Origin of the sequence: Streptomyces sp. BBFR2 (assembly GCF_044497305.1) — a bacterium.
Lineage (GTDB): Bacteria > Actinomycetota > Actinomycetes > Streptomycetales > Streptomycetaceae > Streptomyces.
In genome coordinates, this window is sequence record NZ_CP172415.1 from 1339395 (window position 1) to 1360522 (window position 21128).

The 21128-nt window shown below is 73.2% G+C and carries 19 protein-coding genes and 1 pseudogene; 8 read left to right on the forward strand and 12 right to left on the reverse strand.

All coding sequences use genetic code 11. The features are described 5' to 3' along the window. Positions 1-90 precede the first annotated feature (90 nt). Positions 91-1182, forward strand: coding sequence for a HoxN/HupN/NixA family nickel/cobalt transporter (locus tag ACGH2B_RS04605; RefSeq protein WP_399096702.1), 1092 nt, complete (start codon positions 91-93; stop codon positions 1180-1182). A gap of 101 nt (positions 1183-1283) precedes the next feature. Here ACGH2B_RS04605 and ACGH2B_RS04610 read toward each other — a convergent pair whose 3' ends face one another. The 6 genes from ACGH2B_RS04610 to ACGH2B_RS04635 all read right to left on the reverse strand — a co-directional run bounded on the left by ACGH2B_RS04610 (position 1284) and on the right by ACGH2B_RS04635 (position 9522). Further along, the gene (locus ACGH2B_RS04610; RefSeq protein WP_399084483.1) at positions 1284-2951 is read right to left on the reverse strand and encodes an ABC transporter family substrate-binding protein; all 1668 of its coding nucleotides are present in this window, start codon (positions 2949-2951) and stop codon (positions 1284-1286) included. Between the two features lie 47 nt (positions 2952-2998). After that, complete coding sequence (locus ACGH2B_RS04615) at positions 2999-5080, reverse strand: dipeptide ABC transporter ATP-binding protein (RefSeq protein ID WP_399084486.1); 2082 nt, start codon at positions 5078-5080, stop codon at positions 2999-3001. Further along, positions 5077-6066, reverse strand: coding sequence for an ABC transporter permease (locus ACGH2B_RS04620; protein ID WP_399084489.1), 990 nt, complete (start codon positions 6064-6066; stop codon positions 5077-5079). The genes ACGH2B_RS04615 and ACGH2B_RS04620 overlap by 4 nt, the downstream gene beginning before the upstream one ends. Position 6067: 1 nt before the next feature. Beyond that, the gene (locus ACGH2B_RS04625) at positions 6068-7051 is read right to left on the reverse strand and encodes an ABC transporter permease (RefSeq protein ID WP_399096705.1); all 984 of its coding nucleotides are present in this window, start codon (positions 7049-7051) and stop codon (positions 6068-6070) included. Between the two features lie 426 nt (positions 7052-7477). Continuing rightward, positions 7478-8332 carry an alpha/beta fold hydrolase gene (locus ACGH2B_RS04630; RefSeq protein WP_399084492.1) on the reverse strand — a complete coding sequence of 285 codons (855 nt, stop codon included), beginning with the start codon at positions 8330-8332 and terminating at the stop codon, positions 7478-7480. A 230-nt stretch (positions 8333-8562) separates the two neighbouring features. Beyond that, on the reverse strand, positions 8563-9522 hold the full coding sequence (locus tag ACGH2B_RS04635) for a 3-hydroxyacyl-CoA dehydrogenase NAD-binding domain-containing protein (protein ID WP_399084495.1): 960 nt from the start codon (positions 9520-9522) through the stop codon (positions 8563-8565). 311 nt (positions 9523-9833) lie between these two features. Here ACGH2B_RS04635 and ACGH2B_RS04640 point away from each other — a divergent pair, with 311 nt between their 5' ends. The 3 genes from ACGH2B_RS04640 to ACGH2B_RS04650 all read left to right on the forward strand — a co-directional run bounded on the left by ACGH2B_RS04640 (position 9834) and on the right by ACGH2B_RS04650 (position 11730). After that, positions 9834-10283, forward strand: coding sequence for a MarR family winged helix-turn-helix transcriptional regulator (locus ACGH2B_RS04640; protein ID WP_399084498.1), 450 nt, complete (start codon positions 9834-9836; stop codon positions 10281-10283). A 293-nt stretch (positions 10284-10576) separates the two neighbouring features. Further along, the gene (locus tag ACGH2B_RS04645; protein ID WP_399084501.1) at positions 10577-11338 is read left to right on the forward strand and encodes a GNAT family N-acetyltransferase; all 762 of its coding nucleotides are present in this window, start codon (positions 10577-10579) and stop codon (positions 11336-11338) included. 68 nt (positions 11339-11406) lie between these two features. Then, positions 11407-11730, forward strand: coding sequence for a putative quinol monooxygenase (locus tag ACGH2B_RS04650; RefSeq protein WP_399084504.1), 324 nt, complete (start codon positions 11407-11409; stop codon positions 11728-11730). Between the two features lie 72 nt (positions 11731-11802). Here ACGH2B_RS04650 and ACGH2B_RS04655 read toward each other — a convergent pair whose 3' ends face one another. Next, positions 11803-12036, reverse strand: coding sequence for a DUF6296 family protein (locus ACGH2B_RS04655; RefSeq protein WP_399084507.1), 234 nt, complete (start codon positions 12034-12036; stop codon positions 11803-11805). A 126-nt stretch (positions 12037-12162) separates the two neighbouring features. Here ACGH2B_RS04655 and ACGH2B_RS04660 point away from each other — a divergent pair, with 126 nt between their 5' ends. Further along, on the forward strand, positions 12163-12699 hold the full coding sequence (locus tag ACGH2B_RS04660) for a hypothetical protein (RefSeq protein WP_399084510.1): 537 nt from the start codon (positions 12163-12165) through the stop codon (positions 12697-12699). Here the strand turns inward: ACGH2B_RS04660 and ACGH2B_RS04665 are convergent. The 4 genes and pseudogenes from ACGH2B_RS04665 to ACGH2B_RS04680 all read right to left on the reverse strand — a co-directional run bounded on the left by ACGH2B_RS04665 (position 12687) and on the right by ACGH2B_RS04680 (position 16605). Beyond that, positions 12687-13261 (reverse strand): annotated as a pseudogene (locus tag ACGH2B_RS04665) (GNAT family N-acetyltransferase). The gene ACGH2B_RS04660 and the pseudogene ACGH2B_RS04665 overlap by 13 nt on opposite strands. Before the next feature lie 254 nt (positions 13262-13515). After that, complete coding sequence (locus ACGH2B_RS04670; protein WP_399084513.1) at positions 13516-14283, reverse strand: alpha/beta hydrolase; 768 nt, start codon at positions 14281-14283, stop codon at positions 13516-13518. 198 nt (positions 14284-14481) lie between these two features. Continuing rightward, positions 14482-15888, reverse strand: coding sequence for a hypothetical protein (locus ACGH2B_RS04675; protein WP_399084515.1), 1407 nt, complete (start codon positions 15886-15888; stop codon positions 14482-14484). 90 nt (positions 15889-15978) lie between these two features. Beyond that, positions 15979-16605, reverse strand: a complete 627-nt coding sequence (locus tag ACGH2B_RS04680; protein WP_399084518.1) for a TetR/AcrR family transcriptional regulator — start codon at positions 16603-16605, stop codon at positions 15979-15981. Between the two features lie 111 nt (positions 16606-16716). Between ACGH2B_RS04680 and ACGH2B_RS04685 the strand changes: the two genes are divergently transcribed. Together ACGH2B_RS04685 and ACGH2B_RS04690 are read left to right on the forward strand one after the other, a co-directional pair. After that, entirely contained in the window at positions 16717-17907 is a 1191-nt protein-coding gene (locus ACGH2B_RS04685) for a cytochrome P450 (protein WP_399084521.1), read from the forward strand. Between the two features lie 4 nt (positions 17908-17911). Then, positions 17912-18130: a ferredoxin gene (locus ACGH2B_RS04690; protein WP_399084524.1), complete on the forward strand. Its 219-nt coding sequence runs from the start codon at positions 17912-17914 to the stop codon at positions 18128-18130. 80 nt (positions 18131-18210) lie between these two features. Here ACGH2B_RS04690 and ACGH2B_RS04695 read toward each other — a convergent pair whose 3' ends face one another. Continuing rightward, entirely contained in the window at positions 18211-18723 is a 513-nt protein-coding gene (locus ACGH2B_RS04695; protein ID WP_399084527.1) for a DinB family protein, read from the reverse strand. Positions 18724-19443: 720 nt separating this feature from the next. Between ACGH2B_RS04695 and ACGH2B_RS04700 the strand changes: the two genes are divergently transcribed. Further along, positions 19444-21105, forward strand: a complete 1662-nt coding sequence (locus tag ACGH2B_RS04700) for an ATP-binding cassette domain-containing protein (protein ID WP_399084530.1) — start codon at positions 19444-19446, stop codon at positions 21103-21105. The last annotated feature ends 23 nt before the right edge of the window (positions 21106-21128 follow it).

Genomic DNA, 21128 nt, shown 5'->3' on the forward strand with positions numbered 1-21128 from the left:
GAGAAGAAGAAAGCGGTATCCATGTCCCTGCCCCCGTCCACGCCCGCGGCCGGTACCGCGCTCTCCCGCCGTCAGCGCATCGCGCGCTCGATGACCCGCGCCGAATGGGGCCGGATGGCAGGCATGGCCTCGTTCATCGTCGCGCTGCACGTCATCGGCTGGTTCACGCTGGTCGCCATCGTGGCGCCGGAGCACTACAGCCTGGGTACCAAGACCTTCGGCATCGGCATCGGCGTCACCGCCTACACGCTGGGCATGCGGCACGCCTTCGACGCCGACCACATCGCCGCCATCGACAACACCACCCGCAAGCTGATGGGTGAGGGGCAGCGCCCGCTGTCGGTCGGTTTCTGGTTCTCGCTGGGCCACTCCAGCGTCGTCTTCGGGCTCGCCTTCCTGCTCTCCCTGGGGGTCAAGGCCCTCGCCGGGCCGGTGCGGGACGACAGCTCCCGGCTGCACGACATCACGGGCCTGATCGGCACCACCGTCTCCGGCGTCTTCCTCTACCTCATCGCCGCGGTCAACCTCGTCATCCTGGCCGGCATCTGGCAGGTCTTCCGCAAGATGCGGGCCGGGTCGTTCGACGAGGCGGCGCTGGAGGAGCAGCTCAACAACCGCGGGTTCATGAACCGGCTGCTCGGCCGCGTCATGAAGTCGATCACCAAGCCGTGGCAGATGTACCCGCTGGGGCTGCTCTTCGGGCTCGGCTTCGACACCGCGACCGAGGTCGCGCTGCTGGTGCTGGCCGGGTCCGGCGCCGCCTCCGGTCTGCCCTGGTACGCCATCCTCTGCCTGCCGGTGCTGTTCGCGGCCGGGATGTCACTGCTGGACACCATCGACGGTTCGTTCATGAACTTCGCCTACGGCTGGGCGTTCTCCAAACCGGTCCGCAAGGTCTACTACAACCTCACCATCACCGGGCTCTCGGTCGCCGTGGCCCTGCTCATCGGGACCGTCGAACTCCTCGGGCTGCTCGCCGACAAGCTCGCTCTGCACGGCTTCTTCTGGGACTGGATCGCCGGGCTCGATCTGAACATCGTCGGCTTCGTCATCGTGGGGCTCTTCTTCGCCACCTGGGCCGTGGCGTTCGCGGTCTGGAAGTTCGGCCGGATCGAGGAGAAGTGGTCCGCCGGGCTGCGGTCCGGCGCCGGGCAGGAGGGCGCGCTCAGCTCCCCGGAGTAGCGCTCACCGCCGCTTGCGGTGGAGCCGCCACCGCTCCCGTACCGCGGCGGCCGTCCCGCCCCGTGCGCCGGGCACGGGGCGGGACGGCCGGGCCGCGGCGGTCACTTCTGCCAGCCGACCGTCTCCGGCAGCGGGCTGTGGAAAATCGTCGCGCCGACGTTGGCGAGGCCCTTCTTCACGCCGTACGTGGACGGGCCGCTGAACAGCGGCAGGAAGGCGTACTGGCCCAGCGCCTCGCGTTCGACCTTGTTGACGGCCACCGCCTGCTTGCCGAGGTCGGCGATGTCGGAGGTGGCGCGGATCTTCTTGTCGAGGGCGGAGTTGCCGGCGCCCGTGAGGTTGGAGTCGCGGTCCGCGCAGTAGAAGTCGCAGAGGTAGCGGGCGCCGAACGGGTCCATGGAGCGGTTGCCGGAGAGGATCAGGTCGAAGCGGCGCTCGTTGAGGATCTTCGCGAAGTCCGCGTCGTCGCCCTTCTTGACGACGAGGTGGATACCGGCGGGCTTCAGCATGGCGGCCAGCGCACCCGCGGTGGCCTTGCCCAGCGGGTCGTCCCCGAGGAGGGTGTAGCCGATCTCCAGCTTCTTGCCGTCCTTGACGCGGATGCCGTCCGGGCCGGGCTTCCAGCCCGCGGCGTCGAGGGTCTTGGGGGCGTCGCCGGGCGCGTACTTCACCGCGGTGGCGACGTTGTCCTCGTAGCCCTTCTGGAAGCTGTAGAGGACGGCGGAGCCGGGGAGCGGTTCCTTGTAGTCGAGGCCCTGGAACTGGATGCGGGCGATCTGCGGGCGGTCGACGCTTTCGAGGAGCGCCTTGCGGACGGCCTTGTCGGCGAGGAGCGGGGAGCGGGTGTTGACGTTCAGCGAGTACTCGAAGGGGCTGCCGCCGCTGCGGATCTCGGTGCCGTTGAGGCCCTTGATCTGCTTGAGGCTCTCCGCGTCGACGGCGGAGACGTAGTCGAGCTGGCCGTTCTTGAAGGCGTTGACCGCCGCCGTCGACTCCAGGTTGACGTAGACGCGCTTGTCGAGCTTGCCCTTCTTCCCCCACCACTTGGGGTTGCGGACGAAGGTGATGTTGCCGGAGTGGGTGTCCCAGCTACCGACGGTGTACGGGCCGGCGCCCCACTCGGGGTGGGCCTTCTTCACGTACGCCTTGTTGAAGTTGGCGACGGTGGCGGCCTTCGGGTGCAGGAAGGTGCTGAAGAGGGCGGGCCAGGCGGGGTTGACGCCCTTGAAGCGGATGACGGCCTGCTTGTCGTCCTTGCCGCGCTCGACCGAGGTGATCCGGTCGTAGCCGTCGGTGGAGGCGGCGGCGTACTCCTTGTCGGAGCCGTTGTCGGCCTTCCAGGTGGCCTCGATGGCCCGCCAGTCGATGGGGGTGCCGTCGTTGAACGTGGCCTTCGGGTTGAGGGTGAGGACGACCTTCTGGTCGCCGCCCTCGACGGTGACCTTGACGTCGCTGTAGTAGTCGGGGTTGTACCGGACCTCGCCCGCGGGTGAGTAGGTGATCGCGTCGGCGTTGTACCAGCTCCAGACGCGGGCCGCGGTCAGTGTGGCGTTGACGTTGAACGGGTTGCCCTGGTCGTCGAAGGTGCCGGCGGTGGTGTAGGTGCCGCCGTCCTTGATCTTGTCGTAGGGCTGCGGGTTGTAGTCGACGGCGGCCGACGCGGTCCTGGGGCCGTCGGCGGTGTCCTTCGCGGCGGGCGCCTGGCAGGCGGTGGCGGCGACGGAGACGGCGGCGACGAGAGCTAGGGGCAGGACCAGTCTTGCGCGCATGGCGGCGGGGTTCCTTCGTGTTCCGGGGAGTGGGAGGGGGTTGCGGGTCAGGCGGCGTGGCAGGCGTAGCGGTGGCCGGGGGCGCCGGCCACCTCCGCCGGGGCCGGGCGTTCGGTGCGGCAGCGGCGGCGCAGCTCCTCACCGGCGTCGCGGTACAGCGGGCAGCGGTCGACAAAGACGCAGCCCGCGGGGAGCCGGGTGGCGCTCGGCTGCTCGCCCTCCAGGACCAGGCGCTCGCGGGTGCGTTCGCGCTCCGGGTCGGGCACCGGGATCGCCGAGAGCAGCGCCCGGGTGTACGGGTGCCGGGGGTCGGCGAAGAGCGTCTCGGTGGGGCCGGTCTCGACGAGGTGACCGAGGTACATCACGGCGATGCGGTCGGAGAGGTAGCGGACGACGGCCAGGTCGTGGGCGACGACGAGGGTGGCGAGGGAGAGTTCCCGGCGCAGCCGTGCCAGCAGGTTGATCACTCCGGCCTGGACGGACACGTCGAGGGCGGAGAGCGGTTCGTCGAGGACGAGGAGTTTCGGTTCGGTGGCCAGCGCGCGGGCGATGCCGACGCGCTGGCGCTGGCCGCCGGAGAGCGCGGCCGGGAAGCGGTCGCTCACCGCCTCGTCCAGGCCGACCAGGCGGAGCAGTTCGGGGACGCGGGCGTCGATCGTGGCGCGGTCGGCACCCATGGCCTGGAGCGGTTCGGCCAGCAGATGGTGGACCGGCAGGCGCGGGTCGAGGGAGCCCATCGGGTCCTGGAGGACGATCTGGACGTCCCGCCGCAGCTCCCGGGCGCGCGGCCCGGCGGCCGCGATGTCGGTGCCGGCGATCTCGATGCGTCCGCCCTCGGGCCGCTTCAGCCGCAGGATCTCCAGCAGGGTCGTCGTCTTGCCGCTGCCGGACTCGCCGACCAGGCCCAGGGTCTCCCCGGCGCGCAGTTCGAAGCTGACGCGGTTGACGGCGTGCAGCGTGCCGACGCGGCGTTTGAGGACGGCGCCCCGGGTGACGGGGAACGTCTTGACGAGGTCCTCGACGCGGAGGACCACTTCCCCGGCGGCCGGCTCCGCACCGCCGGGCTCCGGCGCGCCGTCCGGGGCGGCCCCGGCCGGATCGAGCGTGCCGGCGGCCACCTCGGCGGCGCGCAGGCAGGCGGCCTGTCCGTGCCCGGGGACGTCGCGCAGCTCCGGGTCGGTGGTGCGGCAGGCGTCGACGGCGACCCGGCAGCGGCTCGCGAAGGCGCAGCCGGGCGGCGGGCCGACGAGGACGGGCGGCTCCCCGCCGATGGGGACCAGCGGGCGGCGGACCCCGCTGTCCACGGTGGGTACGGCGGCGAGCAGCCCGGCGGTGTACGGCATGACCGGCCGGTCGAACAGCTCCCGGGCGCCCGCCCGTTCCACGATGCGGCCCGCGTACATCACGGCGATGTCGTCGGCGTGTCCGGCGACGACGCCGAGGTCGTGGGTGATGAGGACGAGTCCGGCGCCGGTCTCCCGCTGGGCGACCCGCAGGACGTCGAGGATCTGTGCCTGGACGGTGACGTCGAGGGCGGTGGTGGGCTCGTCCGCGATGAGGACGGACGGCTGGTTGGCGATGGCGAGGGCGATGACGACGCGCTGGCGCATACCGCCGGAGAACTCGTGCGGGAAGGAGCGGGCGCGCTCGCGCGGGTCGGGGATGCCGACGAGGTCGAGGAGTTCGACGGCCCGCTCCCAGGCGGCGCGTTTCGTCAGGTCCTGGTGGACGCGGAGGGCGTCGGAGAGCTGGCGGCCCACGGAGAAGATCGGGGTGAGCGCGGACAGCGGGTCCTGGAAGACCATGCCGAGGTCGTTGCCGCGGACCGAGGAGAGCGCCTTGTCGTCGAGTCCGGCCAGGTCACGGCCGTGCAGCAGGACCTGTCCGGAGAGGTCGGCGGTGGGCGGCAGCAGGCCCATGACGCCCATCGCGGTGGCCGATTTGCCGGAGCCGGACTCGCCGACGATGCCGAGGGTGCGGCCGGGCAGCAGATCGAAACTGATGCCGCGGACCGCCTCGACCGGGCCGGATTCGGAGGGGAAGGAGATCCGCAGGTCCCGTACGGAGAGCACGGGGGTGGTGGCGGCGGACCGCGGCGCCGGGTGGGGCAGGGTCGTCGTACGGGTCACTGTCGGCCTCCAGCCGCGCCGGTCACGGATGTGGGGTCGAGAGCGTCGCGCAGTCCGTCGCCGATGAAGGTCATCGAGACGGTGAGCAGGACGACCAGGCCCGCGGGGAAGGCGAAGAGCCAGGGGGCGCTGGTGACGGTCGTCGCGCCGTCGGCGAGCATCGTGCCGAGGGAGACGTCCGGGGTCTGGACGCCGAACCCGAGGAAGGACAGGGCGGTCTCGCTCAGGACGGTCGCGACGACGCCGAGCGTCAGGTTGACGATCAGCAGCGAGCCGAGGTTGGGGATGAGGTGACGCCGGATGATGCGGGGCGCGCTCACCCCCATGAACTCCGCCGCCCGTACGTAGTCCCGCTCGCGCAGCGAGGTGGAGACCGACCAGATGACGCGGGCGGTGGACATCCAGCCGAAGACCGTCAGCACGACGATGAGGACCCGCCAGTCACCGGCGAGGCGGTGGGAGACCAGCGCGAGGATCAGGAACGAGGGCACGACCAGCAGGAAGTGGATGACGGCGAGCGTGGCCCGCTCGATCCGGCCGCCGAAGTACGCGGCGCCGGAGCCGATGACCGCGGCGACGGTGACGGTCAGCACGGAGACGCTGACCGCGATCACCAGGGACCGCTGGAGGCCGTGCACGGCGGAGGCGTAGACGTCGTTGCCGCCCTGGTTGGTACCGAACCAGTGGGCGGCGCCCGGCGGTTGGGTGAGCGCCGCGAAGTCGGTGTCGGCGTAGGTGTACGGGGTGAGCAGACCGCCGAAGGCGCTGAACAGCACCAGCAGGACGAAGATCGCGACGCCGGTGACGGCGAGCCGGTTACGGAGGAATCGCCGCAGGTAGAGACGGCCGAGGCGGTGGGAGCGGGGCCGGGCGGCGGGCGGCGCGGCGGCGGGCCGGTCCGCACGGGGCGGGGCACCGGCGGTGGTGGTGCCGGCGGTCGTGTCAGTCGTTGTGTCGGCGGTCGTGTCGGTGGTGTCGGCGGACATCTCAGCTCACCCGCACTCTCGGGTCGAGGAAGACGGTGGCGATGTCCGCGAGGATCGCGCCGACGGCGGTCAGGGCGGCGGCGAAGGCGGCGGTGGCGACGGTGCCGTGCACATCGTTCTTGGCGATGGTCTGGAGGAAGTAGCGGCCCATACCGTTCCAGCCGAAGATCGTCTCGGTGATGACGGCGCCGGTGAAGAGCGCCGGGATGCTGAACGCCACGGAGGTCGCCGTGGGGATGAGCGCGGTCCGCAGCGCGTGCCGGCGGATCGCCTGGGCGCGGGTGAGCCCGGTGGCGCGGGCGGTGCGGACGTAGTCGGCGTGGAGCGTGTCGAGCAGCAGCGACCGCTGCGTCAGGTGGTAGCCGACGTATCCCATCAAGGTGAGCGTCAGGGTCGGCAGGATCAGATGGAGGAGCCGGTCGCCGAGGGTGGGGAGCAGCCCTTCGACGTTCGGGGAGTTCTCCCCGGCGACGTAGAGGAAGTGCAGTCCGGCGTGCTGGTTGAGCCAGATGGCGACGAAGACCACGGCGAGCGCGGCGACGGAGGTCGGGATGTTCAGGACCAGGATGGAGAGCGCCTGGGAGACGCGGTCGGCCCAGCCGTACTGGCGGGACGCGGTGTAGACGCCCAGCGCGACACCGAGCACGACGGACAGGACGGTGGCGAGGACGACGAGTTCGGCGCTGACGAGGGCGCGGTAGCCGATCTCGCCGTTGACGGCGACGCCCGTGGGGGACTTCCCCCAGTCGAAGTGGAGGACGACGGAGGTCAGCCACTCCCACCACCGGTGCACCAGCGGCTCTCCCGGGTCCAGGTTGTAGGGCGCGAGGGCCCGGTCGATCTGCGCCTCGGTACGGACCGGCCGCAGGTCCCGGAAGTTGGCGCGCGGATCGAGGAACCAACTCGCCAGGAAATAGGTGGCGTTGGTGGCGACCGCGATCATCAGGAGCCAGCCCGCCGCCTTGCGCGTCACATGGCGCAGCATGTGCCCCACCTCCTGGGGCGGGCCGCGGGGGCGCCGGATCTGCGGGGTTTCTGCATTGCCGTGGAGCTTTCCGGGAGAACGGGACATGAGCACAGATGTGCGAACGCCAGTCTTGCCCGCTCCCCGGCGGCGGCACCAGGCTTTACGCATTTCCGCCATGAGGCTGACATACCGCTGTAGCAATGCGCGGTTTCCCGGCTTTCCGGATACCGCGTCCGTCCCGGTTCTCCGTCTTTCCGGAGAAGTGCCGCACCTCCCGGGAATCCCCATTCCCCCCGCGGTCCGCCCGAAGAGCAACTCCGGCTTTTCTCAAGGGAATTGACCGGCCTCGGCGGGGCGGCCCCCGATGCGTTCGGACCCGGCGTCCCGCACCCGGCGGTGACCGACGGTACACCCCTTCCGCACCATCGGTCACCAGGGGGAACGTCAGTCCGCGACGAGCCCCGCGAGCAGTGCGGCGGCGGGCTCCGGGTGAACGAGCCAGTGCAGATGACTGCCCGGGAGAGTGCGGACGTCGAAGGGGTTGCCGGGGGTGAGCGCGTCACCTTCGCGGATCATCCGGTCCTGCATGGCGAGCGGAATGGCGATGTCCTCGGCCAGCCGTACGTACGTCCTGGGAACGCGGCCCCACGTGGCTTCCCCGGCGCGGTCGTCAAGGGTTCCGGCGTCGAGATTGTCGTCGGGCTGAAAGGTGTTCAGGAAGGTGCGGAATTCATCGTCGGTGAGGTCGGCGCCCATGGTGGCGCGCAATGCGGCGAGCGCCTCCGGGTCGGCGGTACGGAAATTGTTGCGGAGCAGGCCGAGTTCGGCGGGATTCCCGACGAGCGCCGTCGCCAGGGCGCGTTGGTCGGTGGCCGCCATCTCCGGCCCGGCGTAATAGCCCGCGACGTCGAGGTCGACCGGACACCAGGCGGAGACGTAGACGAGGCGGTCGATGAGGTCGGGCCGGGCGTTGGCGACGGCGGTGAGGGTGATGCCGCCCCGGCTGTGGCCGACGAGCACGGTCGGGCCGTGCCGCTTGGCCCGCTCCAGTACGCCGATGACGCGGGCGACGGCGTCGGCGAGGGTGACCTCTCTGATGCCGCCCGGTGCGGCGGCGAGCGCGTCGAGGTCCTGCGGCGCCTGGTACGCGGCGGGGAAGGTCGCCTCGAAGCCGTGTCCGGGCAGGTCGATCGCGGCGGACCGGTGCCCCAGGAGGGCGAGTTCGGCCTGGAGCGGCGCGAAGGAGAAGGAGTTGGCGAAGGCCCCGTGGACGAGGACGAAGGTCGGAAGAGTGCGCATGCCTCAGCGTCCAACGGAAACGATCTTCGCGACAAGGGCCAGGGCCGGACGGATCGGTCACGCCGGGCACCCTGCCGCAGGTGCCCCGGGCCCGGTGCCGGTCTCGGCACCGGGCCGGCGCCGACGGGCCGGGCGGCCCACCGCGAATGCCCATCCCGGAGCGAACGGCCCGGCCGGACCGTCGGGCGCGGCGCCCCGCGAGGCTCCCCGGCGCGCCGCGCCCGCGCGCGTCAGTCGTCGAAGTCCTCGCCGAGGGCGCGGAGGACGGCGATCTGCTTGCGGTCGCGTTCGGCGGCGAGTTCGTCGATGGTGCCGCCGAAGTCCTCGGTCTGTTCGGTCAGGAGCCGTTTGGTGGGCTCGTCGAACGCGACCTGCTCCTGGGCCATGGCGGCCCAGGCGCGTTCCATGCCGATGCCGAGGTGGTCCATGAAGTGCGGGAGTCCGCCTTCGCCGCCGCCGAGGTGGAAGGAGCGGAAGGGGCCGTCGACGGCCCAGCGCGGGCCGAGGGAGGAGGTGACGACGGAGTCCAGTTCCGCCATGGTGACGACGCCTTCGCTCACCAGGTGGACGCATTCGCGGAAGATCGCGGACTGGAGCCGGTTGGCGACGAAGCCGGGCACTTCCTTGCGCAGGACCTGCGGCCGCTTGCCGAGCGCCGCGTAGAAGGCGCGGGCCCGTTCGACCGTCTCCTGCGAGGTCTTCTCCCCGGGGACGACCTCGACCAGCGGGACGAGGTGCGGCGGGTTGAACGGGTGACCGACGACCAGCCGCCCCGGCTCCTTGAGGACGGTGGCGATCTCGGTGGCGGGAATACCGGAGGTCGAGGTCGCGAGCAGCGCACCGGCGGGGGCGTTGTCCTCGATGGTCCGCCACATCTCGTGCTTGACGTCGAGCCGTTCCGGGCCGTTCTCCTGCACCAGGTCCGTCCCGCGGACCGCGGTGGCCAGGTCCGGCTCGAAGGTGAGCCGGGCGGTGAGGCGGGAGGTGTCGAGGCCGAGCGCCTTCAGGGCGGGCGCGGCCCCCGCGATGTGCCCGCGGACGGCCTCCTCCACACCGGGCTGCGGATCACTGACGGTCACCGCCAGGCCGCGGGCCAGGAAGAGCGCCGCCCACGAAGCACCGATCACACCACCCCCGACCACGGCGACCTCACGGATTCCGGCGAGAGCGCCGTTACCGGTCTCGGGCATGTGCTGCACCTTTCTCCGTACGGGGTGCCCGGCGCGCACCGGGCGGGCCGGACGCCGCGCGGACGGCGGTGCGCCACCCGCACGGGCGCGTGGCGGCCCGGCCACCGGACGGCCTCTCGCCGTACGCACCCCAGGACGTGTCGCGTTGCATTGCGCAACTCAACTTCCGCGCTCACTGTACGCCGCCGGGGCGCCACTCCCAAGTGCCCCGGCGGACCCGCATCGCGGCCGCGCGTCCGGGCGGACATGTGATCATGCGGGGCGGGCCCGGCGACCGGCCGGGCCGACGCGGGAAGGGCGAGGCGGGCGCGATGGACCATCACGACGGAGACGGTGAACTCCCGGGACTGGAACGCCAGTTGGTGATCCTCGCGCGGCGCTTCCGGGCCAACGCCGAACGGTTCCACCCCGAGCTGACCCTCGTCGGCTACTCCCTCCTGACCGAGATGGCCGAACGCGACGGCGTCCGCGCGGGCGACCTCACCGGTCTGTACGGCCTCAACAAGTCCACCATCAGCCGCCAGGTCGCCGATCTGCACCGCGCCGGTCTGGTGGTACGCGACCGCGACCCGGCCAACTCCCGGGTCCAGCTCCTGCGGATCAGCGACCGCGGGCGGGAACTCCTCGCCCTCGCGGCCACCCGGCTGCACCGCGAGGTCGCCGCTCGCACCCACGGCTGGACCCCCGAGGAGGTCGCCACCCTGCACCGCCTCCTCGGCCGCTACAACGCCTCGCCCGCCGCCCCCGACGACGACGCCTGACGACTCCGGTACGAGGACGGGCCGACCGGGCCGACGCCCGCGTCCGATGGTCCACGCGGGCATCCGCCTGCGCTTCGGGGGCCCGGACGCGACCTGCCCTGCGAAGGCGAGGCGGGCGGACGGCGGCGCGGAGTTGCGCCGGGGTCGGGGCGGTGTGCGACAGTGGTCCTCCGGCCGGCCGGGCGCGCGTCCGCGCTGCCGCCGCCGGACCCCCACTTCCCGAAAACGGCCCGTCACCGGTCGCGCCCGCGCGCGCCCGGCCCGTCGGCCTCCCCACGCCCCGAGAGAACGTTATGCAGGCAACGACACTCGCTCCCCGCACCACCGACCCGCTCGGTCAGGGTCTGGAGTCGCGGGCCGGTACCGCTCTGCTGCGCTACGGAGTCGCGCGGCGCCGCCCGGCCGACCGGATCAGCTGGAGCGGCACCCGCGCCGCCGCCTGGCTCGATCGCGGCCAGGTGCTGAGCGTCGGGGACCCGGACGCCGCCGCCGGGCTCGTCCTGCGCGCCGCCCACGGACTCCCGGACCGGGTGCGGGAGTTCACCGTGCCGCGCGGCTGCGATGTCCTCGTCGGGCGGCACCTCCCGGTGACCGACGCCGTCGACTGGGTCTTCCGCTGGACGGAACAGGAACCGCCCGTCCACCCCGCGGAGCAGCGGGTACAGGCGCTGGACACCGCCCACCACGACGAGCTGCGCACCTTCCTCGCCGAGCACAGCCCCGCCCACTCCACGGGCCCCGGCTCCCCCGACGTCACCCTGTGGGCCGGGATCCGCGACGCGTCCGGGCGGCTGGTGGCGTGCGGGGCGCTGAGCCGTCTGCGGGACAGCGGCGCACCGCTGATGGTCTCCGTCGCCACCGACGCGGCCCGGCGCGGCGAAGGACTCGGCGCCGCGCTCACCTCCTGGCTGACCCGGCACGCCGTCCGCACCGACGGCGTGTGCACCCTGTGGCAGCTCGGCGGCAACGCCCCCGCCGAACGGCTCTACGACCGCCTCGGCTACCGCACCGGCGACCCCTGCGTCACCGCGCGGATCGCACCCGCGGCCGCCTGACCGCACGCCACGGTGGGGGCCGCGGGACCCGCCGCCCCCACCTGCCGGAGATGCCCTAGAATCACCGAATGATCTTTATTGTTGTGAAGTTTCCGGTGAAGCCCGAATACGCCGAGGAGTGGCCGCAGCACGTCGCCGCGTTCACCGAGGCGACGCGGGCCGAGCCCGGCAACCTCTGGTTCGAGTGGTCCCGCGGTGTCGAGGACCCGCTGTCCTACACCCTCGTCGAAGCGTTCCAGGACGACGCCGCCGAGGCCCACGTCACCTCCGACCACTTCCGGGCCGGGCTGGAGACCATGCGCCCGCTGCTGCGGCACACCCCCGAGATCGTGAGCACCACCATCGAGGGCGCCACCGGCTGGAGCGCCATGGGCGAGCTGGTCATCGACTGACCCACCCGTACACATCACGGCCGCCGTACGGGGGACCCCGCGGGGCGGGCCGCAATCCGTACGGCGTCCGGGTCAGAAGGGTTTCAGTGCGCGGGCCAGGAGCGGTACGCCGATCTCCTGGTGCCCGCCGCTGGCCAGCATCCGGACCTCACCGCGGTCGCTGATCTCGGCGCGGACGATGCCCGTCTCGTCCTCGTAGATGGGAAATCCGCCCGCGCCGGCGGCCGCGGTGCGCCGGACGACCACCACGTCGTCGGCGACGGCGGACGACTGGAACACCAGCTCAAAGGCTTCCGGATACTCCATGGCTGCCTCTTCGGCGATGCGCGTGACGTCTGGGACCTCCATCGTCCCGCACCCCGGGCCACCGCGCCCGGCGGGACGGCCACCGGCCCCCGGACCGCTCCCCCGCCCTCGGTATCGTGACGCCGCATGGGGGACAACGGCACGCTGTGGACCTTGGCCATCGCCGCGGTGACGGGCGGCACCGCGGTGCTCGCGAGCTGGGTGACCGGCCGCGGCAGCGCCCGCGCCGCCACCATCCAGGCGGAGACCGCCGCCCGCACCCAACGCGCCGAACGGCTGCGGGAGAGCCGCCGCACCGCCTACCTCGACCTCATCGAGCAGGCCCACCGCATGGGCGAGCTGTACTGGGAGACCTCCGCACTCCTGCGCCGCCCCGACTCCCCCGAACGCCTCGCCACCCTCCGCGAACTCCACGACCGCGAGATCACGGAGTACGCCCGCATCCGCCGCTGCGCCCGCGTCGTCGAACTGGAGGGCCCGCCCGCGGCCGCCACCGCGGCCCTCTCCCTCCAGAAGGCCACCGGCCCCTTCTTCACCGGCATCACCACCGAACTCGCCGGCGACCCCACCGGCCGCGACCACCTCGACGCCGCCTACCACCCGTTCTGGCAGGCCCTGGAACACTTCGTGGACGCGGCGCGGGCTGCGCATCAGCGGGAGTGATGCGGGGAGGCGCACGGCGCACCCGCCGGGTGCAGCCGGGCGAACTCGTCGGCCAGCAGACCCATCACGACGAGATCCTGATGCCGCCCGGTGAGGAAGACGTGGTCGCGCAGACGCCCCTCCTCGACGAAGCCCAGGCGCCGGTGGAGCGCCAGGGAGGCCGTGTTGTGCGCGAAGATCCGCACCTCACACTTGTGGTAGCGCCGCTCGGCGAAGAGGAAACGCAACAGGAGCACCGCCGCCTCCGTCGCATACCCCTTACGCCGGTGGCCGGACTCCAGCGTGATGCCGTACTCGAACCGTCCGGCGTGCGGATCGGCGTACGACGTGCCGACGGCACCGACCGCCCCGCCCGTGTCCAGGGCCTCGATCACCAGCCGGAAGCAGTCCCCCTCGGCGGCGGCCCGCTCCCGCGCCCACGCGCGGAAGCTCTCGGTGGAACGCGGGGGACGCGGCACGTCACCGAGCCCTCCTCATCTGCGGCGAAGCGCTGGAACGCGGCCCAGTCGCCGGGCTCGATCGCACGCAGCCGTACCCGCTGCCCGGTCCAGGAAGAAGTCATCCCGTATGTGATCACGCCGGGCGCGCAAGGCCCAGCCCTTCACCGGCCCCGCCGCCCTCGGTCGGGCGGTCGCTCGGAAGGAGCGCCGGGCCGGGCGGACCCGGCCGGACGCGGTCGCCTCCTCCAGGGTGCCCTCCTCCCGAGCGGACCGCCCCTGCCTGCGCAGATGCGGGCGGGGCAGTCTTCCGGGACCACCGTCCACCCCACGGCCGACGGCCCCCGGCAAGCGGCCGGGTGCCGTCGGCCGCCCGCCCTCAGGCCCGTGCACCGACCGACGGGCCGAGGTGCCGGGCGAGGAAGCGGGCCGCGCTGTCGGCCTCGGTGAACCTGGGGAAATCGGCGTGGGCGCCCGCGTTGGCGTGCAGTGTCTTCTCCTTCGAGGCGAAGGCGTCGAAGAGCGTGAGGGCGGCCTCGCGCGGGATGCGCTCGTCGTCCCACTGCAGGGTGAACTCGACCGGGACGGTGATCCGCCTCGCCGCCCCGATCAGGGCATCGGGCCACATCATGCCGAGGACGGCGGCCTTGATCCTGGGCTCCGCCGCCACCAGCGGCACCCCGATCGCGGTGCCCAGGGCGATACCGGCGTAGCCCACCGGGCCCCCGGCGCCGATCTCCGGGAGTGTCTGAAGAGCGTCCAGGGTCGCCTGCCACTCGGGCACGGCCCGCTCCGCCAGGCGGGCGTTGTAGGGGACGACGACCGGGCCTTCCGGCGCGCCCGCCGCCTGTGCCGCGCGCAGGGCGGCGATGTCCCGCTCGTCCTGTGCGGTACGCGGCCGGTCGCCGTGGCCGGGGGCGTCGATGACGGCGACGTGGAAGCCGTGGCCGGTCACCAGGGGCCGGGCCCGGCCCAGCATCGCCGGATGCTTCTTGTGGGCGCCGCCGCCGTGGCCCATCAGGACCAGGGGCGCCCGGTCGGCGCCGGAGGACGGCGACCAGAGGACTCCGGGGACGTCGCCGACGGTGAAGTCGCGTTCGCGGATGCCGTTCGCCGACGAGTCGGCGGTGAAGTGCGGAGAGTGCACGGTGATGCCTTTCGGGAGTGCCTTGTGATCGAGGCGCTCCCGGCGACCGCTACGTCAGTCGCCGGCCGTGACGGGAAGGGGGAGCACCCACGTCGATACAGCGGTCATGGGTCTCTCACCTCCTCGGGCGGCGTCACGGTCAGGCGCAAGCTACAAGCCCCGGCCATATGCCGTCCAACCTTTTTCCCCGCCGGGTGATCACGGATCCGGGCCGCTCCGCCGGCCGTCCGGCTTCCGGTGGGCCGGCAGCGCCCTGGCCTCACGGGTCCGTGGATGCCAGGGGCCGTACGCGCGCTCGCACGCCTCGACCGCCTCCTTCGCCAGGCGGCGGGCGTCGGCGGGGGTGGGTCGCGGCGGGCGGCTGACAGTGGCATCGAGGAAGCGGACGACGGGGGCGGGGAACACGCCCACGGCGCGGGTGCGGCCCGGGCCGTCCTCGGCCAGGCCGCGGACCGCCTCGCCGGCCACCTCGGCATGGGTGAGGCGGATGAGCGCGGCCGCGCGGGGATGGTCGCGCTCCAGGGCCGCCGCGTCCCGGAAGGACAGGGCGTCGTGAAGCAGGGACAGCGCCTCGCCCCACAGGCGCTGGCGGCCCCGGACGCGGGCGCGGTGGAGCTGGGTGAGGATCCGCGCCGGATGGGCGGCGCCCAGGACACGCCAGTACAGCCCGTTGGCGGAGAGCAGCAGTTGCTCCCCCTCCACGTACCGGCGCCGCCCGCACACCGCACCGGCCAGCACCGTCAGCACATCGGCGGCCCGGACCAGCACCTCGCCGTCGACGGAGGAGAGCTTGCCGGTGAAGGGCCCCTCGGCGTTCTCCCGCAGCAGCTCGCCCAGGGACGGGCCGGTCCGCCCGGCCAGGGTCAGCCCGCGGGCGGTCACCGCCTCGTCCGCCCGGGCCAGCGCCGGCCGCAACGCCGCCTCCGCCTCGGCGTACTCCCCGCAGCGCACCCGCAGGCGGCCGAGGGCCAGGGCGTCGGCGAGGCCCTCGCCCTCCGGGCAGGCCACGATCAGCTCGGCGAACGGCAGCGCCGCCCCGTAGGCGCCGCACCGCTCGAAGCCGTCCCGGAGGCGGCGGCCCGCCGCGACCGGCTCGGGCCGCGTCCCGCCGGAGCGCCGCAGGAGGGCGCGGACGTGCGGGGCGAACAGCGGGAGTGCGGCGTCGTCGGTGCGCCGGGGCAGGGCGCGCTCCAGCAGCGCGGCGGCCCAGGCGTCGAGCGCCGGCCGCGCGGGGCCGCCGGGAGGGGCGGCGGGCGGGCGCAGACAGCGGATGCGGACCGGGGCCGTGCCCTCCGGCGCCGTGGGCGGGAGCGCGGGCACGGCCGCACCGGCGAGCGTGCCGACCGCCGCGGCCAGCGCCTCGGGCGCGGGGCCGGGGTCCGGCGGCGGCACGGCGGCCAGCGCCGCCGCGTCGAGCACCTGGGCGGGCAGCGGCGCGTCCGCGAAGCGCGCCAGCAGCTCCTCGGGGCCGGGCGGGGCCTCGGCGTCCGGCCCCGCCGCCCCGGGGGCGGGCCCGCCGTAGGTGATGATGTGCAGGTCCCGGCCCGCCTGGTGGACGCGCCCGCCCTCGCCCGCCTCGGCCCGGAAAGAATCCGTGTCGCCCATCCCCGCCCCCGAACTCCGTGAACCTGCTTCCAGGTTAGGGGGTGCCGGTGACAGCGCGCGGTCCGAACGGCGCCCCGGTGGCGGTGGGCATCAGGGCGCCTCCGGCTCCGGCGGCGCGGCCCCGTCCGGGGGCGGCACCCCGTCCAGGAGGCGCCAGAGGAGGCCGAGGACCAGTTCGCAGACGTCGTCCGGGTCGGCGCTGGCGAGGGGTTCGCGGCCGACGACGACCCGCATCATGCCGATGCCCAGCAGCCAGGCCATGGCGAGATCCGCGCGCAGCGCCGCGTCCTTCGCCCCGGAGAGCGTCGCGAGCACCTCCACGTACTCCTCCCCCAGCGCCTTCACCGTCTCCGTGGCGTCATCGGCCCCGCCCAGGGAGCGCAGATACACCGCGAGGGAACGGTCGTGGGGCTCCTTGCCGTGGTGGGTGAGCATGCCGCGCAGCGTCGTCTCGAACAGTTTCTCCGGGGGTGTGGAGCGCAGTTGCTCCTGTCCGCTGTGCGCCATCACCTCCGTCAGCAGCGCGCTCTTCGACCCGAAGTAGCGGAACAGCAGCGCCTGGTTGGCACCGGCCCGGTCCGCGATGTCCCGCACGGTGGCGGCGTCGTAACCGCGCTCGGCGAAGAGGTCAGCGGCGGCCTCCAGCAGTCTGCGGCGGGTGGCCCGGGCGTCTCTCCTACGGGGTGAACCGGCCGGTACGCCGGCGGGGTTCGCCATGGTGCTCCTCTCCGGACGGTCCGTCAGGATAACGGCCGTAACCGGTCGTTGACCGTCCGCGGACCGGCGCCCTAACGTTTGTAAGCAGGTGCTTACACAAGGGAGGTCACCGTGACCACAGCTGACACAGCACCCCTCTCCTATCCCTTCAACACCGCCGACAACCTGTCGCTGTCCGAGGTGTACGACGAAGCCCGCAACAGCCCCGGACTGCTGCGGGTCCGTATGGCCTACGGGGAGCCCGCCTGGCTGGTGACGCGGTACGCCGAAGCCCGCTTCGTCCTCGGTGACCAGCGCTTCAGCCGCGCCCTGGGGCTCGAACACGATGAGCCGCGGCAGTCCGAGGGCAGCCGCGACAGCGGCATCCTCAGCATGGACCCGCCCGAGCACACCCGGCTGCGTTCCCTGGTGGCGAAGGCGTTCACCGTCCGCCAGGTGGAGAAACTCCGGCCCCAGGTCAAGGAGTTGACCGGCCAGTTGCTGGACGAGCTGGAGGACGCCGGTCCGCCCGCCGATCTCGTGGACCGCTACGCGCTGCCGATCCCGGTCGCGGTCATCTGCCGGATGCTGGGGGTGCCCGTCGAGGACCGGCCGAAATTCCGGGCCTGGAGCGACGCGGCACTGTCGACCAGCTCACTGACGGCGGAGGAATTCAACGCCAACCGCGAGGAACTCCGCTCCTACATGCGGAAGTTGATCGAGGAGCACCGCAGCCGTCCGCAGGACGACCTGATGACGGCGCTCATCGACGCGCGGGACGCCGGGGACCGCCTCTCCGAGCTGGAGCTGGTCGATCTGTGCGTGGGCATCCTCGTCGCCGGACACGAGACGACCGCGACGCAGATCCCCAACTTCGTCCTCACCCTGCTCGATCACCCCGAGGAGCTGGCCCGGCTGCGGGAGCGGCCGGAGCTGATGGCCGGGGCGGTGGAGGAGCTGCTGCGGTTCGTACCGCTGGGCAGCGGCGCGGGCCAGCCGCGCTACGCCACCGAGGACATCGAGGTCGGCGGCACGCTGGTGGAGGCCGGGACGCCGGTGCTGGTCGCGGTGGGCGCCGCCAACCGCGACGCGCTCCGCTTCTCGTCCCCCGGCACCCTGGACTTCACCCGGACCGGCAACCAGCACCTCGGTTTCGGCCACGGCGTCCACCACTGCCTGGGCGCGCCGCTGGCCCGGCTGGAACTCCAGGAGGCGCTGGGCGCGTTGATCACCCGCTTCCCGGGGCTGCACGTCGCGGGCGATGTGCAGTGGAAGACCGAGATGCTGGTACGCGGTCCGCGCGTGCTGCCGGTGGGGTGGTGAGCCCATGAGCCGGCAGGTGGAGGTGGATCCGCTGCGCTGTATCGGCTCCGGCATCTGCGCCGGAACCGCGCCCGGACTGTTCGTCCTGGACGGCCCCCGCTCCCGGCCGGTGCGCGAGGAGATCGACGGGGATGACGAACTGGCCCTGGACGCCGCGGACCTGTGCCCGGCGATGGCGATCACCGTGCGGGAGGACGGCCGCGAGATCGCGCCCCGGGACTGACCGCCGGGAACCCCGGGGAGCCACGGCCCCCGGGGCGCCCGGACGTCCGGGGCTCCCGGCTCCCCCGGCCGGGGCGGCTGTCAGAAGCCCGTGCGGCCGTCGATGCGTTCGCGGATGAGGTCGGCGTGGCCGCAGTGGCGGGCGTACTCGGCGATCATGTGGGTGTATATCCAGCGGAGGGTGACGCGGGCCTCCCCCAGCACTCCGGTGCCGTCCAGGGAGCGGTCGGCGCAGTTGCGGCGGGCGTGCTCGACCTCGGCGTGCCACAGGGCCAGGGCCTCCTCGCCCGATATCTCCCCGGCGCCGCCGAAGCCGCCGCTCATGCCGTCGGCACCGGGGTCCTGGGGGAACAGATCGGGGATGTCCTCCCCGGTGAGGACCTGGCGGAACCAGTGCCGCTCGACCTCCGCGAGATGCCGGACGAGGCCGGTGAGGGTGAGCGGCGAGGGCGGCGCGGAAGCCGTGCGCAACTGCTCCTCCGTCAGCCCCTCGCACTTGCCCGCGAGGGTGGCGCGGTAGAAATCGAGCCAACTGGTCAGGGAAGTCCGCTCGTCGGCGTCCATCGGCGGCATGACACGTTCGGGAATGCTCATGCCCGCATCGTGGCACGGGGGTCTGACAGCGGCCCCCTGGCCCGGCGCACGGCCGAGAGAGCGGGCCGGGCGACGCGCGGCGCCGGGCCGGTCAGGGCGGCGGGGACGCGGCGCCTGACCGGGCGGGGTGGCGGGCCGGACGGTGGCGGACCGGGGCCTCGGGCGGACAGCCGGGGAACGCCGGAAGGTCCCGGGAGCCCCCAGGGCGCGGAGTTACGGGAGGCCCCGGGCGCGGGCGGAGGGCAGGCACGGAAGACTGCCGGAACCCCGGGAAGCCCCCGGAAAACCCCGGCGAACCGGCCCCGAGGCACCGTCCCCCACCTCGCCGGCCTGCCTGCCAACCGACCTGCCCCACCACCGACCGCCCCGCCCCGGCTCACCGCCGCTCGCCCCGACCCCGTGCCCCCGCCCCGCTCCTCCTCCCCCCGAAGAAATTCCCGATGCGTCCCGCTCCCGCCTGAGGTACGGTTTCCGGGTCCTGTTGTCTCCGATAGAGGTGGACGTTGCGCATCTGAGGTCCGCGACCATCGCGCGGTACGGCCCCGCCGTACGCCTGTCACGCCGTGCCGGCACTCTGCCGCCCGTGACCTCGCGCGGATGCGACCTCGGTGCATGAGCCGTCCTCCCTTGCCAGGACCGCACCTCCCCCTCCCCGGCCGGTCGCCGCGTGGTGCTCGCCTACGACGCCCCCGTTCCTGCGTGCAGACTGCGAGAAGAACCATGTCCCGACCCCCCGTTCCGCAAGCCTCGGTGACCTGTTCCGGCGTGACGTTCCGGTGGCCCGACGGCAGTACCGTCCTCGACCGGCTCTCCCTCGTCATCGGCCGGGGCCGCACCGGTCTCGTCGGCGACAACGGCACCGGAAAATCCACGCTGCTGCGGCTCATCGCCGGTCAGCTGCGGCCCGCCGAGGGCACGGTGAGCGTCACCGGCACCCTCGGGTACCTGCCGCAGAACCTCACCCTCGACACCGGTCTGCGGGTCGAGGACGCCCTCGGTGTCACGGAGCGGCGCGCCGCGCTGCGCGCCATCGAGTCCGGCGACACCGACGAGGCGCACTTCACCGCGCTCGGCGACGACTGGGACATCGAGGAGCGCGCCCTGGCGATGCTGGGCTCCCTCGGGCTCGGCTCCCTCGGGCTCGACCGGACCGTCGGCGAGATGTCCGGCGGCGAGACCGTCCTGCTGCGGCTGGCCGCGCTGCTCCTCGACCGCCCCGATGTCCTGCTGCTGGACGAGCCGACCAACAACCTCGACGTGTTCGCGCGGCGGCGGCTGTACGAGGCCGTCGCGTCCTGGCGCTCCGGCGCGCTGATCGTGGTCAGTCACGACCGGGAGTTGCTGGAGCGCATGGACCGTACCGCCGAGCTCCGCTCCACCGGCGTGACCTGGTACGGCGGCGGCTGGTCCGCGTACCGGGAGGCCGTCGCCGCCCAGCAGGACGCGGCCGCGCGGACGCTGCGTACCGCCGAGGCGGACGTCCGCAGGCAGCAGCGGGAGCTGGAGGAGAGCCGCGTCAAGGCGGCCCGGCGCCGCCGGCAGAGCGCGAAGCTGGACGCGCAGCGGCGGGCGCCGCGCATCGTCGCCGGGGAGCGCAAGCGCTCCGCCCAGGAGTCCGCCGACCGGGTCCGCGGCATCCACGAGGACCGCCTCCAGGAGGCCAGGGAGCGGCGCGAGGAGGCCGCGGACGCGATCCGGGACGACGCCGAGATCCGGGTGGACCTGCCGCACACGGCGGTCCCCGCGGGCCGCACCGTACTGCGGCTGACGGCGCTGCGCCCGCGCCACGGGCTGCTGCGGGAGGGCGATCTGGAGGTGCGCGGCCCGGAGCGTGTCGCGCTGATCGGCCGGAACGGTGCCGGGAAGACGACGCTGCTGCGCACCCTGGCCGGGCAGGTGGAGCCGGTGTCGGGTGAGGCGCGGACGTTCGTCCCGCTGCGCTTCCTGCCGCAGCGGCTGGACATCCTGGACGACGGTCTGAGCGTGGCGCGGAACGCGGCCCGTACGGCGCCCGGCGTCACCGACAACGCGCTGCGGGCGCAGCTCGCGCGGTTCCTGTTCAAGGGGGCCCGCGCGGAGGCGCTGGTGGGCACGTTGTCCGGTGGTGAGCGGTTCCGCGCCGCGCTCGCCGCGACGATGCTCGCCGCGCCCGCCCCGCAACTGCTCATGCTGGACGAGCCGACCAACAACCTGGACCTGTCCGGGGTGCGGCAGCTCACGGCGGCGCTGGCGTCCTACCAGGGTGCGCTGGTGATCGCCGGGCACGATCTGCCGTTCCTGGAGTCCGTCGGCATCACCCGCTGGCTCTTCGTCGGCGAGACGCTGGAGGAGACCACCGCCGAGGAGGTACGGGCGCTGCTGGAGGTGCCGGAGACCGTGTGACGGCCCCGGGGTGGGCGGGTACG